General features: G+C 45.0%; 17 protein-coding genes. 13 read left to right on the top strand and 4 right to left on the bottom strand.

Features of this window, described 5'->3' with window-relative positions:
• Positions 1 to 75 precede the first annotated feature (75 nt).
• Genes greB through ACPUEK_RS18815 form a run of 3 tightly spaced genes read left to right on the top strand, consistent with a single transcriptional unit; the run spans position 76 to position 1767 of the window.
• Positions 76 to 579: a transcription elongation factor GreB gene (gene greB, locus ACPUEK_RS18825; protein WP_067033580.1), complete on the top strand. Its 504-nt coding sequence runs from the start codon at positions 76 to 78 to the stop codon at positions 577 to 579.
• A complete protein-coding gene (locus ACPUEK_RS18820) occupies positions 579 to 1445 on the top strand; it encodes a DUF72 domain-containing protein (RefSeq protein WP_067033583.1) in 867 nt (288 codons plus the stop codon). Before greB ends, ACPUEK_RS18820 begins: the two co-directional genes overlap by 1 nt.
• A 13-nt stretch (positions 1446 to 1458) precedes the next feature.
• Entirely contained in the window at positions 1459 to 1767 is a 309-nt protein-coding gene (locus tag ACPUEK_RS18815; RefSeq protein ID WP_067222964.1) for an NGG1p interacting factor NIF3, read from the top strand.
• On the opposite strand, the gene ACPUEK_RS18810 is transcribed toward ACPUEK_RS18815, so the two are convergent.
• From ACPUEK_RS18810 to ACPUEK_RS18800, 3 genes are all read right to left on the bottom strand, one after another.
• Entirely contained in the window at positions 1754 to 2293 is a 540-nt protein-coding gene (locus ACPUEK_RS18810; RefSeq protein WP_417507683.1) for an NUDIX hydrolase, read from the bottom strand. The genes ACPUEK_RS18815 and ACPUEK_RS18810 overlap by 14 nt on opposite strands.
• Positions 2294 to 2304: 11 nt before the next feature.
• Positions 2305 to 3561, bottom strand: a complete 1257-nt coding sequence (locus ACPUEK_RS18805; RefSeq protein WP_067033592.1) for an HlyC/CorC family transporter — start codon at positions 3559 to 3561, stop codon at positions 2305 to 2307.
• A gap of 71 nt (positions 3562 to 3632) precedes the next feature.
• Positions 3633 to 4400, bottom strand: a complete 768-nt coding sequence (locus tag ACPUEK_RS18800) for a cytochrome C assembly family protein (RefSeq protein ID WP_067033594.1) — start codon at positions 4398 to 4400, stop codon at positions 3633 to 3635.
• 128 nt (positions 4401 to 4528) lie between these two features.
• On the opposite strand from ACPUEK_RS18800, the gene ffh reads away from it, so the two are divergent.
• The 10 genes from ffh to ACPUEK_RS18750 all read left to right on the top strand — a co-directional run bounded on the left by ffh (position 4529) and on the right by ACPUEK_RS18750 (position 13686).
• A complete protein-coding gene (ffh, locus tag ACPUEK_RS18795) occupies positions 4529 to 5908 on the top strand; it encodes a signal recognition particle protein (RefSeq protein WP_067033597.1) in 1380 nt (459 codons plus the stop codon).
• A gap of 152 nt (positions 5909 to 6060) precedes the next feature.
• Positions 6061 to 6309, top strand: a complete 249-nt coding sequence (gene rpsP / locus ACPUEK_RS18790; protein WP_067033600.1) for a 30S ribosomal protein S16 — start codon at positions 6061 to 6063, stop codon at positions 6307 to 6309.
• Between the two features lie 15 nt (positions 6310 to 6324).
• Entirely contained in the window at positions 6325 to 6870 is a 546-nt protein-coding gene (gene rimM / locus ACPUEK_RS18785) for a ribosome maturation factor RimM (protein ID WP_067033603.1), read from the top strand.
• An 18-nt stretch (positions 6871 to 6888) separates the two neighbouring features.
• Positions 6889 to 7641 (top strand): tRNA (guanosine(37)-N1)-methyltransferase TrmD, encoded by a 753-nt coding sequence (gene trmD / locus ACPUEK_RS18780; protein ID WP_067033606.1) that lies wholly within the window; start codon positions 6889 to 6891, stop codon positions 7639 to 7641.
• Positions 7642 to 7711: 70 nt separating this feature from the next.
• Positions 7712 to 8074 (top strand): 50S ribosomal protein L19, encoded by a 363-nt coding sequence (rplS, locus tag ACPUEK_RS18775; RefSeq protein ID WP_067033609.1) that lies wholly within the window; start codon positions 7712 to 7714, stop codon positions 8072 to 8074.
• A gap of 105 nt (positions 8075 to 8179) precedes the next feature.
• Complete coding sequence (locus tag ACPUEK_RS18770) at positions 8180 to 8887, top strand: thioredoxin fold domain-containing protein (protein WP_425641805.1); 708 nt, start codon at positions 8180 to 8182, stop codon at positions 8885 to 8887.
• Positions 8888 to 9038: 151 nt separating this feature from the next.
• Entirely contained in the window at positions 9039 to 10340 is a 1302-nt protein-coding gene (locus ACPUEK_RS18765) for a homoserine dehydrogenase (protein WP_067033614.1), read from the top strand.
• A 12-nt stretch (positions 10341 to 10352) separates the two neighbouring features.
• Complete coding sequence (gene thrC / locus ACPUEK_RS18760; protein ID WP_067222976.1) at positions 10353 to 11738, top strand: threonine synthase; 1386 nt, start codon at positions 10353 to 10355, stop codon at positions 11736 to 11738.
• 68 nt (positions 11739 to 11806) lie between these two features.
• Positions 11807 to 12517: a 16S rRNA (uracil(1498)-N(3))-methyltransferase gene (locus tag ACPUEK_RS18755; protein WP_067222980.1), complete on the top strand. Its 711-nt coding sequence runs from the start codon at positions 11807 to 11809 to the stop codon at positions 12515 to 12517.
• A 74-nt stretch (positions 12518 to 12591) separates the two neighbouring features.
• Complete coding sequence (locus ACPUEK_RS18750; RefSeq protein ID WP_425641803.1) at positions 12592 to 13686, top strand: GGDEF domain-containing protein; 1095 nt, start codon at positions 12592 to 12594, stop codon at positions 13684 to 13686.
• Between the two features lie 48 nt (positions 13687 to 13734).
• On the opposite strand, the gene ACPUEK_RS18745 is transcribed toward ACPUEK_RS18750, so the two are convergent.
• Positions 13735 to 14967 carry a sugar MFS transporter gene (locus ACPUEK_RS18745; RefSeq protein ID WP_067222988.1) on the bottom strand — a complete coding sequence of 411 codons (1233 nt, stop codon included), beginning with the start codon at positions 14965 to 14967 and terminating at the stop codon, positions 13735 to 13737.
• Positions 14968 to 15241 lie beyond the last annotated feature (274 nt).

The raw sequence follows: 15241 nt of genomic DNA, 5'->3' as shown, positions 1-15241 counted from the left end.
TCCTTTGTAAATCAAAGGCGCTTCGTTTTCGAAGCGCCTTTTTTGTATCTAAAATATACGGGTAAGTAGAAAGTTATGAGTCGATATCGCCCACCAGGAGCACCTAAAGCTGCCTATATCACCAAAGAGGGTGCTGATAAGTTATTGGCTGAGCTTAAATATCTGTGGAAAGAAAAGCGCCCAGAAGTCACTCAAAGTGTGAGTGACGCTGCTAAGCTCGGTGATCGATCGGAGAATGCAGAATACATCTACGGAAAAAAACAGTTACGAGAGATTGATCGTCGCGTGCGTTATTTAGAGAAACGTTTAGATCAATGTACGATCGTGGATCGTCTGCCTATTGATCGTGGTATTGTGTTTTTCGGTGCTTGGGTGACTTTGGAAGATGAAGATGGAAATCTAGAGCGTTATCGTATCGTAGGCCCAGATGAAATAGATCATCATGAGGCTTATATCAGTATGGATTCGCCTGTTGCAAAAGCGTTACTAAAACGACGTGATGGGGATGAAGTCGTGTTACGACGTGTAGGCGGAGACAGAACCTTCTTTATTGAGCAAATTGAATACCTAGAGCCCTAATGTCGATGATTCGTTTTGGTATGGCGCAATGGCAACACCCTGCTTGGGTTGATTGGATCTACCCAAGGTCAGAAAGTACTGGCGCTCGATTGGGTCATTACGCGCGGTTTTTTAAAAGCGTGGAGGTGGGAAGTACCTTTTATACTGATGTGGCGCCAGAGCAGATTGAGCGTTGGTCACAACAAGTACCGGATGATTTTCGTTTTTCTTTCAAAGCACCGCGTCGTATCTCACACCAACTTAATGAAACACCTTTTGCAGAGGTGTTAAAAGACTGGCAGCAATTTCAAACATTGCTTCAACCGATTCAAGATAAGTTGGGACCCACCATGCTGCAGTTTCCTGCGTCTGTAGACAGCAGCTACCTCATGACAATAGCGCAGTTGTGCCAAAGTTGGTGCTTAACAAGCAGTTTAAGTGTTGAAGTACGCTCTTTGAGCTATTTTGATAAACAAGAAGGTGAAAGAGCATTATTACGTTTATTGGCGGGTGGTCAATACGATAAAGTGATTATGGACTCTCGTCCGGTTTTTTCTACGCCGGCGTATTGTGACAGTCTTGAGGATGCGCAACGTAAGAAGCCTCGAGTGCCTTGCCACGTATTAGCAACCGGCGGTTTTCCGGTCGTGCGTTTCATTGGGCATCCTGATCTTGAGCGAAACCATATTTGGCTAGATCAATGGGCTGCTAAACTAGAAATGTGGTTGGCGGAGGGGCGAGAGCCGACGGTGTTTGTGCATTCGTCAGACAATATTGCGGCGCCAACCTTAGCTAGCTGGTTAGATGAGAAGCTATCGATCAAAATTAGCGGCTATGAGAAGCAGCTTGCTTTGCCTGTTCAGCATGAGCAGATGGGATTGTTATAGAGGAGTATGTCTAATGTATAGCTTGATATTTTACGTGCCTGAAACACACTTGGAGCAGGTCAAAGAAGCCGTATTTGCTGCTGGTGCGGGACACTTGGGAAATTACGATTTTGTCTGTTGGCAAGTAAAAGGAGAAGGTCAGTTTCAGCCGTCGTTACATGCCACTCCGTTTATTGGAGAAGCGGGTAAGCTGGAAGAGTTAGAAGAATATCGAGTCGAGATGATATTGCTGGACGATTGTCGGGAAGCGGTGGTCAGTGCGTTGAAGTTAAGCCACCCTTATGAAGAAGTGGCTTATCATCTGATTGCTATTGAGTGTTAACGATGATGTTGTCTTCATGGAAGCCATATTGGCCAGACTTATGATCTTCTATGAAGAACTCAAGTGTCTTGGTGACGCTACTGAAAGCCATCTCATCCCACGGAATGTCTGCTAATTCGAATAACTCAACTTCGGAGCTTTCTGAGGTAGGGTGAAAATCTGCTTTCTGTAATTCTGCTAAATAATAAATGTGTACTTGGTTAACATGCGGAATGCTGATCATTGAGAAGGGTTGCTTCGCAATGGCAACCGAGCCACTCTCTTCTAAGGTTTCTCTTAAGGCCCCTTCAAGTGTGGTCTCGCTGTTTTCCATAAACCCTGCTGGCAGTGTCCAGTAGCCTTTGCGCGGCTCGATATTGCGCTTGCAGAGTAGAACTTTGCCTTGGAATAGAGGCAGTGTGCCAGTGATCATTCGAGGATTATCGTAATCGATGAATTCACAGTTAGGACAAACCGCGCGTTTGCGATTATCGCCTTCTGGAATCTCCATGTTCACCTGGTGGCCGCATTTAGGGCAAAATCTCATAAGGTTACCTGCTAGCGTTTATGTTCTAGGCGTGCGTATTTAACAACTTTGTCTTCGATTTCTTGGATCTCAATGATGTAGTTATCCACCCATAAACTAATGGGGTGTTCTGGGATGAATTCAAGCGTTTCAATGATTAGTCCGTTAAGCGTTTTAGGTCCATCTGTCGGTAAGTGCCAGCTAAGTGTTTTATTGATGTCGCGAATGTGTGTTGAGCCTTCGATCCGGAATGAGCCGTCTTCCAGTAAGTTGATCTCTTCTTCTTCGTCTTCCTGTGGTGGCGTAAACTCACCGACAATCTCCTCGAGAATGTCTTCCAGTGCTGCAATCCCTTGTACATCACCGTACTCATCTACAACGATCCCCATTTGCTGGTGATCTTTTTGGAAGTTTAGTAGCACGGTGTTAATCGACGTACTTTCAGGAATAAAGTAAGGCTCTAGTGTTGCTTTTAGTAGGGCGGCCTTGGAAGGGTTTGATTCTCTTAAGAATTGAGCCGCATGACGGGCATGCAAAATACCAATGACTTTATTAATTTCACCATTATAAACAGGCATGCGCGTGTGTCGAGATTGGCAGATTTGCTCGATAATTTCTTCGATTGAATCTTCGATGTCGATTCCGACCACTTCGTTACGCGGGATCATGATGTCTTCAACAGAGACATTTTCAAGATCAAGGATCGAAAGTAGCATTTCTTGGTGGGCTGCTGGAATCAAACCACTGGCTTCGTTTACAACGGTTCGTAGTTCTTCTGAGCCCAGTTTGTCGTGGTTGCCATGAATGTGTTTAACACCGACTAAACGCATTAATCCGTTAGACATGGTGTTTACAATGACGACTAATGGGTACAGAACTTTAAGCAGGACTGTCAGGACCCATGAGGCAGGGAAAGCAATCTTCTCAGGGTGAATCGTTGCCATGGTTTTTGGCGTCACTTCGGCAAAGATCAAAATAATCAATGTTAAGGCACCGGTTGCAATCGCAACCCCTGCGTCACCCCATATACGCACCGCAATGATGGTAGCGATGGCAGAAGCTAAAATATTGACGAAGTTGTTACCGATTAAGATAACGCCGATGAGACGGTCTGGCCGCTCAAGAAGTTTGCTGGCTTTTTTGGCGGAGCGATTTCCACTTTTCACAAGATGTTTGAGACGATACTTATTGATCGACAACATCCCTGTTTCGGAGCTAGAAAAGAACGCTGACAAAATAATTAGGAAAAACAGTATTCCAGCGAGAATACTTAAGGGAACTTCGTTCAAAAAAATTGTGCCTCAATGATATGGTCTGACCGGATTATTAGGGGTCGCAAGACGACTGTCAAATATCCTAGTCATTTATTAATGATTTCTATCGCGATCTGGGTGCCAAAGTACCCGATCATCAATAATGCAAAGCCGCTTAACGTCAGTTTTACCGCTAACTGACCACGCCAGCCTAAATACAAGCGCCCCCCTAGCAATCCGGCAAACACAAACCAAGACGCAATGGTAAAGGCTGTCTTATGCACTAAGTGCTGGGCAAACATGTCGTCAATGAAATAAAAGCCCGTTGCGATGGTGATGCTTAATAAGACAAAAGCGGCCCAAATAAATTCAAACATTAAACGCTCAAGTACTTGTAATGGTGGTACTCGTAGCAGTTGTTTTAAATGGTGATTCTTTAACTGATACTCTTGGATTGCTAGCAAAATTCCTATACCACAAGCGGCGGTAAATAGACTGTAGGCGACAGAGGCAATCAAAATATGCATTGATGTGCCTAACGAACTACTGTGTAGCTGTTGTAAATCCCATGGCTCGACCGCATTAAGACCAATAATGACGGCTGCTAGAGGGAAAGCAATAGAAAGTAGCAAAGATAAATCTTTGTCACGGTTGCTGAACCACAGCAATAGGTTACCAATCAAGGCGATCAGTAAGCCTATGGTTAGAAAATCGAAGCCGTCTTTACTACCTAGCAACTGAATAAGTGCCATGGTGTGGACGACAATTGCGATCGCGCCGATGGTTTGCGTCGTGCGAACTCCGGGGCGCTGGTAATAGATACCACCAGCAGTGAGCGATAATATGCAAGCAAGCCAAAGCGAAAGATGTGTCATGTATTAGGCGATCCACTGGTTAAAACTATAGGGTGACGATCAATTCTTCGTTATAATAAAGTCAATTTCACCTTGGATAAACTGAAATACGCGGTTTTTTCCATCTAAAGCAAATTTTTGAGGGCAACATGTTTGACAATCTATCCGAACGCTTAACGTCATCCTTAGACCGAATCCGTGGTCGTGCCAAACTTACCGAAGACAATATTAAAGAAGTATTGCGCGAAGTGCGCATGGCGCTGTTGGAAGCTGACGTCGCGTTGCCCGTTGTAAAAGACTTTATTAATGCGGTGAAAGAACGTGCAGTCGGCACTGAAGTGTCGCGTAGTTTGAGCCCAGGTCAGGTATTCCTGAAGATCGTTAAGCAAGAACTTGAAGCGGTCATGGGGCAAGAGAACGATGAATTAAATCTTCGTGCTAAGCCACCTGCGGTGATTTTGTTAGCAGGTCTTCAAGGTGCCGGTAAAACCACTTCTGCCGCGAAACTTGCTAAATACTTAACCGAGCGTCAGAAAAAATCGGTGGCTGTGGTCAGTGCCGACGTTTATCGCCCCGCTGCGATTAAACAGTTAGAAACCTTGGCCAATGAGATTGGTGTCGATTTTATTCCAAGCGACATTTCGCAAAAACCAATTGATATTGCCAACAATGCCATCGATGTCGCGAAGAAGAGCCACAAAGATGTACTGATTGTCGATACAGCCGGTCGTTTGGCTATTGATGAAGACATGATGGCTGAGATCAAGGCGCTGCATGGTGCGATTGATCCAGTAGAAACATTGTTCGTTGTCGACGCAATGACGGGTCAAGACGCGGCCAATACGGCCAAAGCGTTTGGTGATGTGCTGCCGCTGACCGGTGTGATCTTGACGAAGACAGATGGTGATGCCCGTGGTGGTGCCGCGTTATCGGTACGTCATATTACAGGCAAGCCAATCAAGTTCTTAGGCGTGGGTGAAAAAACGGATGCCTTAGAGCCGTTTTACCCTGATCGATTAGCGTCTCGAATTCTTGGTATGGGTGACATGTTGTCCCTGATCGAGCAAGCCGAGCAAAAGATCGACAAAGAAAAAGCAGAAAAACTCGCTGGCAAGATTAAAAAAGGCAAAAGCTTTGACCTTGAAGATTTCCGCGAGCAACTGCAGCAAATGAAAAACATGGGCGGTATGACGTCGATGTTGGATAAGCTTCCTGGGATGGGGCAGTTAGGTGATATCCAAGATAAAGTGAACGATAAAATGTTCGTGCAGATGGAAGCCCTGATTAACTCTATGACACCAGAAGAGCGCCGTAACCCTGATGCGATCAATGGCTCACGTAAAAAACGTATCTCGGCGGGTGCAGGCTTACAAATTCAAGATTTAAATCGTCTTCTAAAACAGCACAAACAGATGCAGAAGATGATGAAGAAATTCAGCTCAAAAGGCGGCATGAAAAAAATGATGCGCGGCTTGGGTGGAATGATGCCTGGCGGTATGCCAGGTGGCGGGAACTTCCCGAAATTCTAAAGTTTTACCTTAGAATGAAAAAATGTTTAAAGGGCGATCAATTCGCCCTTTTGTTTTTCGGTCGAATCGACTAGAATATGCCGCCTTCTTGTAGTAGGACTCACAAAGAGCCCAACAAGAGGTGTTTCGTTAAGCAATAAGGAACCAATCATATGGTAACTATTCGTCTTTCTCGTGGTGGCTCTAAGAAGCGCCCTTTCTATCACTTGAACGTGGCTGACAGCCGCCGTGCTCGTGATGGTCGTTTTATCGAGCGTATCGGGTTCTTTAACCCTGTTGCTCGTGGTCAAGAAGAACGTCTACGTGTAGACCTAGACCGTGTTAATCACTGGGTAGGCCAAGGCGCGCAACTTTCTGACCGTGTTGCTCAGCTTGTTAAAGAAGCTGGCAAAAACGCTTAATACTGGAGTAATGCTATGTCTACTGTAAAACAGGCGAAAGCTCCTGAGCAGGCGCTTGTAGTTGGACGCATTACATCAGTATATGGTGTTAAAGGGTGGGTGAAGTTGTATTCCCATACCGACCCAATGATTGGAATCTTTGATTACAAACATTGGTGGCTGAAAACCCCTAGTGGGTGGAAAGTTATAGAGTTAAGCCAAGGGCGCACACAAGGGCGTGGTTTGGTGGCAGCAATTAAAGGGTATAACGACCGCGATCTTGTTAAAGAGATCTGTGGCTTGGATATCTATATTGATGCCAATGATCTTCCTGAACTTGAGGACGGTGATTATTACTGGTCGCAATTGGAAGGTCTTAAGGTAATTACTAATGAGGGTGTTCTTCTAGGTAAAGTCTCGCAACTGATGGAAACTGGCGCAAATGATGTGGTAGTGGTTCGGAGTTGTGAAGGCAGTTACGATCGTGAAGAGCGTTTGATTCCCTATGTACCGGATCAGTTTATTTTAAGCATTGACTTAGAAAAACAAGAAATGGTCGTAGATTGGGATCCAGACTTCTAAGATCTAACGAGGCCTAGCGTGCGAATCGGTGTAGTGACGCTGTTTCCAGAGATGTTTCAAGCCATTACCCAACATGGTGTAACGGGCAGAGCCGTCAAATCTGGACTCGTCGAAGTGGATTATTTTAATCCAAGAGCCTTTGCGCACGACAAACACAAGACGGTCGATGATCGTCCTTATGGTGGTGGCCCGGGGATGCTGATGAAAGTTCAGCCCCTAAAAGATGCGATTGAGAGTGCCAAGCAATGGGTACCCAACGCAAAAGTTATTTATCTATCCCCTCAGGGGCGTACGCTGACGCAGGAAGGCGTGCAACAGCTTGCTAAACAAGCAGAATTTATTCTGGTAGCAGGCCGTTATGAAGGCGTTGATGAACGTTTGATTCAATCTCAGATTGATGAGGAATGGTCCATTGGCGACTTTGTCCTAAGTGGTGGTGAGTTGCCGGCTATGGTGTTGATGGACTCTGTCTTTCGCATGATACCTGGCGTGTTAGGCAAACAGGCCTCTGCAGATGAAGATTCATTTTCAGATGGCTTACTTGATTGTCCACATTATACTCGCCCCGAAGTACTTGAAGGTGAACCTGTACCACCTGTACTACTTAGTGGCAACCATGAGGCGATACGGTGCTGGCGCTTAAAGCAAAAGCTCGGAAGAACTTGGCAACGCCGGCCTGACCTTCTGCAAGACCTTGAGTTGGACAAGGAACAGCAGAAGTTGTTAAAAGAGTTTATTCGTGAAACTGAAGTTTCAACCTCGGCAGAGTAGGAATCACGAGCTTATCAGAACGTTATAACCTTCGCGCTGATAAGAAACCATATCATTAGGAGTCACATCCATGAGTAATAAAACTAAGCTGATTCAACAGCTAGAGTCAGAGCAAATGACGAAAGAGATCCCGGCCTTCGGTCCTGGTGATACTGTTGTTGTTCAGGTTAAAGTAAAAGAAGGTACTCGTGAGCGTCTACAGGCTTACGAAGGTGTTGTAATTGCAAAACGTAACCGTGGCCTAAACTCTGCGTTCACAGTTCGCAAAATCTCTAGCGGTATCGGTGTGGAACGTGCGTTCCAAACTTACAGCCCGCTTGTGGACAGCATTGAAGTGAAACGTCGCGGTGACGTGCGTCAAGCTAAGATCTACTTCCTACGTGAGCGTTCAGGTAAATCTGCACGTATCAAAGAGAAATTGGCAAAACGCTAATTTCTTTAGTAGTGATAAAAAAAGGCGACTTCGGTCGCCTTTTTTTATGGAACTTCAATAGGGTATGGTGGCCTAATAAGGCAATCATAACGAGCAGAGGTTGATATGGGATACGTAGCCAAGAGTGTGTCGGCAGTCGCTTTGACACTAATAGGGATGACACAAGTGCAAGCGGGTGAGCAAGAGGTCCGAACAGCCGTGGCGAATGCATTACCGCAATATGCCGTTGAGTCGATTGAGCAGCATTCGGGTAGTGGTTTATACGTAGTAACACTTGATGATGGACCGATTCTTCATGTGACACCTAATGGTGAATATTTTATCGCCGGAGATATGTTTCAAATTGATGGTAAAAACCTAATCAATGAAACTGAACAAAAAAAGCTAGCTAAGATCGAGCAACTTCCAGAATCTGAGATGATCGTCTACAAGGCTGAGAATGAAAAAGCTCATATATCAGTGTTCACTGATATCTCTTGCGGCTACTGCCGTATGTTGCACAAAGAAGTCGAAGAGTTAAACGATCTAGGGATCACTGTTCGTTATCTTGCATACCCGCGTGCAGGTGTGGGGTCGGAATCTTACAACCAAATGGTGAATATCTGGTGTTCGGATGATCCTAAGCAATGGATGACCAACGCGAAGTTGGGTAAAGAAGTACCGGATAACAAGTGTACTAACCCTGTCGCTAGCCAGTTTCGTTTAGGAAACAGTGTTGGCGTGCGTGGTACGCCAAGCATCATTTTGGATAACGGTAAGTTCATTCCTGGCTATTTGCCAGCACAAGAGTTAGCAAAAGAACTAAACCTTTAGATGTTTACAGATATAATCTACCAAACTAAGGCCTAGTTCAGGCTTTTCTTCGTTGGGTTTAGCCACAACTGACGGTATAATCTTTGGTCACCTAATCGCTTTTTATCAGCGAGAACAAAATTATTAAAACCGTCAGTTGTGGGGTATCGTTTTGAAACCGGTAAAAGTCGGAATATGTGGTCTTGGAACAGTAGGTTCCGGTACGTTTAACATCCTGCGTAATAACGCAGAAGAAATTACACGACGTGTAGGCCGTAGCATTGTTGTAGAGCAAATTGGCGCGCGTCAAGTTAATCCTACCTGTGACACCACTGACATTAATACCACGGGTGATATTTTTGAGGTTGCTAACAATCCTGATATCGACATCGTGGTTGAATTGATTGGCGGCACCAGCGTTGCTCGTGAGCTAGTGTTAACGGCGATCGAAAATGGTAAGCATGTAGTGACAGCGAACAAAGCTCTGATTGCAGAATACGGCAATGAGATCTTTGCAAAAGCGCAAGCAAAAGGCGTCATGGTCGCATTTGAAGCGGCTGTTGCAGGCGGCATCCCAATTATTAAGATGCTGCGCGAAGGTTTGTCTTCAAACAAGATTGAATGGTTAGCCGGTATCATTAATGGTACAGGTAACTTCATCATGACTGAGATGAGCGAAAAAGGCCGTGCCTTTGATGACGTGCTTAAAGAAGCTCAAGAGCTGGGCTACGCTGAAGCCGATCCTACGTTCGATGTAGAAGGTATTGATGCCGCACATAAACTGACTATTTTGGCGTCGATTGCTTACGGCATTCCGCTACAATTTGAAAAAACTTACACGGAAGGCATTAGCCGTATCACTGCGGAAGATGTGTCTTTTGCCCGTGAATTGGGTTATTCCATTAAACATCTAGGTGTTGCACGTCGAACGAAAGCGGGTGTTGAGCTACGTGTCCATCCGACTTTGATTTCTCAAAAAGCATTACTGGCGAATGTAAATGGCGTGATGAATGCTGTCATGGTAAAAGGCGATGCGGTCGGTCCTACTCTAACGTATGGCGCTGGCGCTGGCGCAATGCCAACTGGGTCTTCAGTTGTTGCTGACATCATTGATGTTGCTCGCACATTGACAGCAGATCCAACCAATCGCGTTCCGCACTTGGCATTCCAGCCTGATCAGCTGTCTGATGCTGAGATCTTGCCAATGGAAGAGATCGAATGTGGCTTCTTCCTAAATATGACGATTCAAGATCGTGCGGGTGTATTGGCCAACATCACACAAATTCTTTCGACGAATGGCATCAGCATTGAATCCGTTATTCAGCGTGAGCGTGAAGGCAGTGATCTAGTGCCATTGGTTGTCATGACGCATGACGTGAAAGAGCGCAACATGAATGCTGCCATTGCAGCGATCGAAGCTTTGCCAGATGTTGCGGGTTCTGTTCAACGAATCCGTGTTGAAAATCTGGCGTAAGAGGATTAGGTAATGAAATACGTTTCTACTCGTGGCCAAGCTCCTGCATTAGGCTTTGGCGATGTTCTGTTAGCCGGTTTGGCGAGCGACGGTGGCCTTTATGTGCCAGAAAAGCTGCCAACTTTCTCACAAGAAGAAATCGCATCTTGGGCATCATTGAGCTACCAAGAACTCGCATTCAAAGTGATGTGGCCGTTTGTTGAAGGTGAAGTACCTGAAAGCGAATTCAAGCGCATGATTGATGAAGCTTACGCTGGTTTTAACCATTCTGCTGTCGCACCGATGGTGCAAACCGACAACAACGAATGGGTGTTGGAATTATTCCGTGGGCCAACGTTGGCGTTTAAAGATTTTGCATTGCAGTTATTGGGCCGTTTGATGGACTACATCTTGGGTCAGCGCGGTGAAAAACTGGTCATTATGGGGGCAACATCCGGTGACACAGGTTCCGCTGCCATTGAAGGTTGCCGTCACTCTGAGCATCTAGATATCTTTATCTTGCATCCTTATCAGCGTGTTTCAGAAGTGCAACGTCGTCAGATGACGACTGTGATTGATGACAATGTTTTCAATATTGCAGTGAAAGGTAACTTTGACGATTGTCAGGGCATGATTAAAGCAAGTTTTGCAGATCAAGGTTTCTTGAAAGGTGCGAAATTGGGTGCAGTAAACTCGATCAACTGGGCACGTATTATGGCTCAGATCGTTTACTACTTCTCTTCTGCCTTGGCCGTGGGTGGTCCGCATCGTAAAGTGTCTTTCTCTGTGCCTACGGGTAACTTTGGTGACATTTTTGCCGGTTACTTGGCTAAGCAAATGGGCTTGCCGATTGATCAGTTGGTTGTGGCAACGAACCAGAACGATATTTTGCACCGTACCATCGCTACGAATGATATGAGTCGCCAATCTCTGAATGTGACGCTTTCTCCAAGTATGGACATCATGGTATCAAGCAACTTCGAGCGCTTGCTATTTGATGCTCATGGTCGTGACAGCGCAGCATTGGCTGATTTGATGGCGCGCTTTAATGCAGGTGACGTTACACTCAACGATGAGGCTTGGTCATTTGTGAAAGAGAACTTTGACAGTTACAAAGTCGATGATACGCGTACCTGTGAAGTGATCTCTGAAGTGTTCCAGTCAACTCAGTACTTGCTTGATCCACACACTGCGATTGGTCTTGAAGCGGCACGTCAGTGTTGGAAAGACAAGTCTGTACCAATGATTACGTTGGCAACGGCTCATCCTGTGAAGTTCCCAGAAGCTGTTGAAAAAGCAGGTTGTGACTTACCAAGTTTACCTGAGCACATGAAAGACTTATTCGAGCGTGATGAAGCGTACGAAGTCATTGATAACGATCTATCTGCCGTACAAGGCTTTGTTGCAGATCGAATTTAGTTCTAAGCAGAGCAAGTAGGCCTTCTACTTGCTCTCTTCCTCTCCCTTTTATCGATTTCTCCTATCCTATGAATCTTATTTTATTAGCTCCGGAACAAGTCGTTTCAGACGATCGCTATGCGCTCAACGAACGTCAACTAAAGCACATTCAACAGGTTCTGAAAAAAGGCCAAGGAGATACGTTACGTGTTGGCGTTCTCAATGGTGCGATAGGTGATGCTGAATTCGATGCCTTGCAAGGGGAAGCTGTTATTCAAAGTTTATCCATTGAGCCACCAAAAGCGTTACCGCTGGAGCTGGTACTAGCACTGCCGAGACCGAATATGCTTAAGCGTACGCTGATGAATATTACGGCGATGGGCGTTAAAACCATTCACTTATTGAACTCCGCAAAAGTGGAAAAAAGCTACTGGCAAAGTCCAGTCCTTACTGAAGCGTCTTTACATTCGTACTTAATTGAGGGGTTAGAGCAAGCCCGCGATACGGTACTTCCTACCTTGCATCGACAAGTTCGCTTTCGACCCTTTGTGGAAGATATATTGCCTACAATAATGGATGGCAAAATTGGACTGGTAGCACATCCTTATCAAGCTGAGGCTTGTCCTGTTGCTTTGACTGAGCCAAGCATCTTGGCCATTGGTCCAGAAGGCGGATGGAATGAGTTTGAGATGCAAAAATGGGGCGAAGCCGGTATGAAAACGGTGCATTTAGGGGATCGAATATTAAAGGTTGAAACTGCTGTACCTGTGCTTTTATCGCGGCTTTACCCAGCGTATTAATAAAACTTTACTATCAATTTGGTTAACTTTTAAGCTATCTTTCTAGATTACGTACAGCAAGTGGAAATGAGCATATGCCAGAGTACAAGAAGCAACCATGGCATTTGATTTGGAAACGATGGTTCTCAGTGACCTTAAACGCTGGTGCGATCAATCATTCGTTTACCAACAGTTCTCGACGAACATTTATTATCAATTTATTTTGCCTTGTCGGTGTGTTGTTCACAGCGCCTTTGGGTATTCTTTCTTTACTTCAAGGAAACCTTCTTGTTGGCATTGCTCTTCTAGTGATTGCCACAATTTATGTTCTTAATCATCTCTATCTACGCCGTACACGTAACTATCTTTTTTCGGCCAATGTCATTTTATACCCGCTTTATACGCTCATGCTGTATCTTGTTTACAGTGGCGGTGTAAACGGCACTGGTCATGTTTGGATATATTGTATTCCCCCTGTTTCTTTGTTTCTGCATGGTTTGAAGCGCGGCTTGTTGGAAGTTTTTGTATTTATACTGGCACTGATATTTATACTTTTTGTGATTCCAACTCCCTTTGATAAGTTGGGTTATCACCCTGATTTGAAAACGCGGATTATTTACTCGTTTATTTTAATAGCCTTTTTGTCGACCATTTATGAGTACATATCGTCGCGCTTTAATCAGTCTCTCCAAGAGTTGTCTGTAAAACTTGAGGTCGCTGCTACCACCGATCCATTAACAGGATTACTAAATCGACGAGGTCTACAACAGCGCTTTGAGGCGTTGCAGTGGCATGCACCTGCGCTGCTGTTGTTGGATATCGATCATTTTAAGCGGATAAACGATGACTACGGCCATAAATATGGTGATGAGTATTTGGTTTTGTTTGCGCGAACCTTAGAGGCGTTTTTCCCCAAGCAGGAAAGCTTAGTGTCGCGTTGGGGCGGGGAAGAGTTTTTAGTGGTTATAGAAAAAGTGGATAATCTTAAGGATATGGCTGAAGCGCTTAGAGAAGCGCTTAAAGCAATTACGTTAAGTACTGGCTATGACACAAATATGTCTGCGACTGTCAGTATCGGCGTTACTCATGTTGGGGTCGGAGAAGATATTTTGAAAGCGATTTCTCGGGCGGATCAAGGGTTATATATAGCGAAGAATGCCGGGCGAAATAGAGTTGAAGCGATAGACTAAGGGTGAATACTAGGCACGTTCAAACAATGAACGTGCCTAGTATTAAGACTAATTACGAATCTTAGAACCCATTAAACCGTAGTAAGCAATGTATAGATAGCACAATACCGGTAGAGCAAAAGAAATCTGCAAACCAATATTGTCCGCTAAACCACCTTGCATCACAGGTACAATTGCACCCCCTACAATCGCTAGACATAGCAAGCCTGAGCCTCGACTTGTGTTAACGCCTAGACCTTTTAAGGCCAAACTGAAAATCGTTGGGAACATAATCGAGTTACAAAGACCCACTAATAAGATTGACCACATTGCCAACTCACCGTCACTGCTAATGGACAGAGCGATCAATGCCGCTGCGGCAATACTGTTAAATGCCAACAGTTTACCCGCTGCAATTTTCTGCATTAATACAGCTCCTGCAAAACGACCAACCATCGCGCCACCCCAGTAGTATGCAATGTAGTGGGCCGCTTCAGACTCAGGCATGTTTGCAATGTGCTCGAGGCCAAAATAGTTTACTAAGAAACTGCCAATCGATACTTCTGCTCCCACATACATAAAGATAGCCACAGCGCCTAGCACCAAATGGCGGTATTCCATTAAGCTACTTTGCGTATTACCAATTGCTTGACTGTCCTTTTCGAGGTCCGGTGTAGGTAACGAAATACGAGTAAAGATCAAAGCCAAAATCACCAATACGATCGCTAGGCCAAAATACGGCACAATGACACTTTCGGCTTCTTGTGCTTTGCTCGCGAACTCAACCGTTGCTGAAAAAATCAGGATACTACCAATGATAGGCGCAACCGTTGTGCCTAACGAGTTAAACGCTTGTGTCATGGTTAGACGACTTGATGCGGTATCTTCGGGGCCCATAATGGTCACAAGAGGGTTGGCTGCAACCTGTAAAATAGTGATACCTGATGCCAGCACAAATAGCGCCGTTAAGAAAACCCAGTAGGTCTGTACTTTGGCTGCGCCGATAAACAATAAACAGCCTGCGGCTGCAATCATCAGTCCAATCCCTAGACCACGTTGGAAGCCCACTTTTTTTACTAAATTACCAGCTGGAACAGAGACCAAAAAATAGGCGCCGAAGAAGCACATCTGTATGAGCATGGCCTGCGTGTAATTTAGTGAGAAGACAGATTTAAGATGCGGGATCAAAATATCATTCAGTGATGTAATAAAACCCCACATGAAAAATAATGACGTGAGTGCGACAAGCGCGAAACGTTGTCCCGACTTGCTTTGGCCCACTGATGAGGCGTGATTGCTCATAAAACCAACCTTTTTAATCGTTATGGAAAGGGATCGTTAGTGGGCGCGGATGATAACTGAGCTAGTTTCAGAAAAGAGTTAAAAATACGTGAATGGGCGCTAAAATCCATTAATGATGCAATATCAAACCTGCTTTGTAACGCTTTCTTGCGAAGCGTTACCGCACCTATTTTTTTGTCGGAGAACCGGACTTTTGTTAGACAATGAGTAAGTAAAAAAGTGGTTACAGTTCATAGCTCTAAAGCGTGCTTGCGGTGATAGTAAGAGGGGCAGT

The sequence above is a fragment of the Marinomonas gallaica genome, assembly GCF_049821165.1.
Classification (GTDB): domain Bacteria; phylum Pseudomonadota; class Gammaproteobacteria; order Pseudomonadales; family Marinomonadaceae; genus Marinomonas; species Marinomonas gallaica.
The sequence above is the reverse complement of the archived record's forward strand: the minus strand, read 5'-3'. Positions and strand labels throughout refer to the sequence as shown.

Excerpts from the sequence above, each read along its gene's own strand:
- ffh (WP_067033597.1), top strand. The coding sequence starts at position 4,529 with ATGTTTGACAATCTATCCGAACGCTTAACGTCATCCTTAGACCGAATC.
- ACPUEK_RS18755 (WP_067222980.1), top strand. The coding sequence starts at position 11,807 with ATGAATCTTATTTTATTAGCTCCGGAACAAGTCGTTTCAGACGATCGC.
- ACPUEK_RS18745 (WP_067222988.1), bottom strand. The coding sequence starts at position 14,967 with ATGAGCAATCACGCCTCATCAGTGGGCCAAAGCAAGTCGGGACAACGT.
- greB (WP_067033580.1), top strand. The coding sequence starts at position 76 with ATGAGTCGATATCGCCCACCAGGAGCACCTAAAGCTGCCTATATCACC.
- rplS (WP_067033609.1), top strand. The coding sequence starts at position 7,712 with ATGAGTAATAAAACTAAGCTGATTCAACAGCTAGAGTCAGAGCAAATG.
- thrC (WP_067222976.1), top strand. The coding sequence starts at position 10,353 with ATGAAATACGTTTCTACTCGTGGCCAAGCTCCTGCATTAGGCTTTGGC.
- ACPUEK_RS18815 (WP_067222964.1), top strand. The coding sequence starts at position 1,459 with ATGTATAGCTTGATATTTTACGTGCCTGAAACACACTTGGAGCAGGTC.
- ACPUEK_RS18770 (WP_425641805.1), top strand. The coding sequence starts at position 8,180 with ATGGGATACGTAGCCAAGAGTGTGTCGGCAGTCGCTTTGACACTAATA.
- ACPUEK_RS18820 (WP_067033583.1), top strand. The coding sequence starts at position 579 with ATGTCGATGATTCGTTTTGGTATGGCGCAATGGCAACACCCTGCTTGG.
- ACPUEK_RS18800 (WP_067033594.1), bottom strand. The coding sequence starts at position 4,400 with ATGACACATCTTTCGCTTTGGCTTGCTTGCATATTATCGCTCACTGCT.
- rpsP (WP_067033600.1), top strand. The coding sequence starts at position 6,061 with ATGGTAACTATTCGTCTTTCTCGTGGTGGCTCTAAGAAGCGCCCTTTC.
- ACPUEK_RS18810 (WP_417507683.1), bottom strand. The coding sequence starts at position 2,293 with ATGAGATTTTGCCCTAAATGCGGCCACCAGGTGAACATGGAGATTCCA.
- ACPUEK_RS18750 (WP_425641803.1), top strand. The coding sequence starts at position 12,592 with ATGCCAGAGTACAAGAAGCAACCATGGCATTTGATTTGGAAACGATGG.
- rimM (WP_067033603.1), top strand. The coding sequence starts at position 6,325 with ATGTCTACTGTAAAACAGGCGAAAGCTCCTGAGCAGGCGCTTGTAGTT.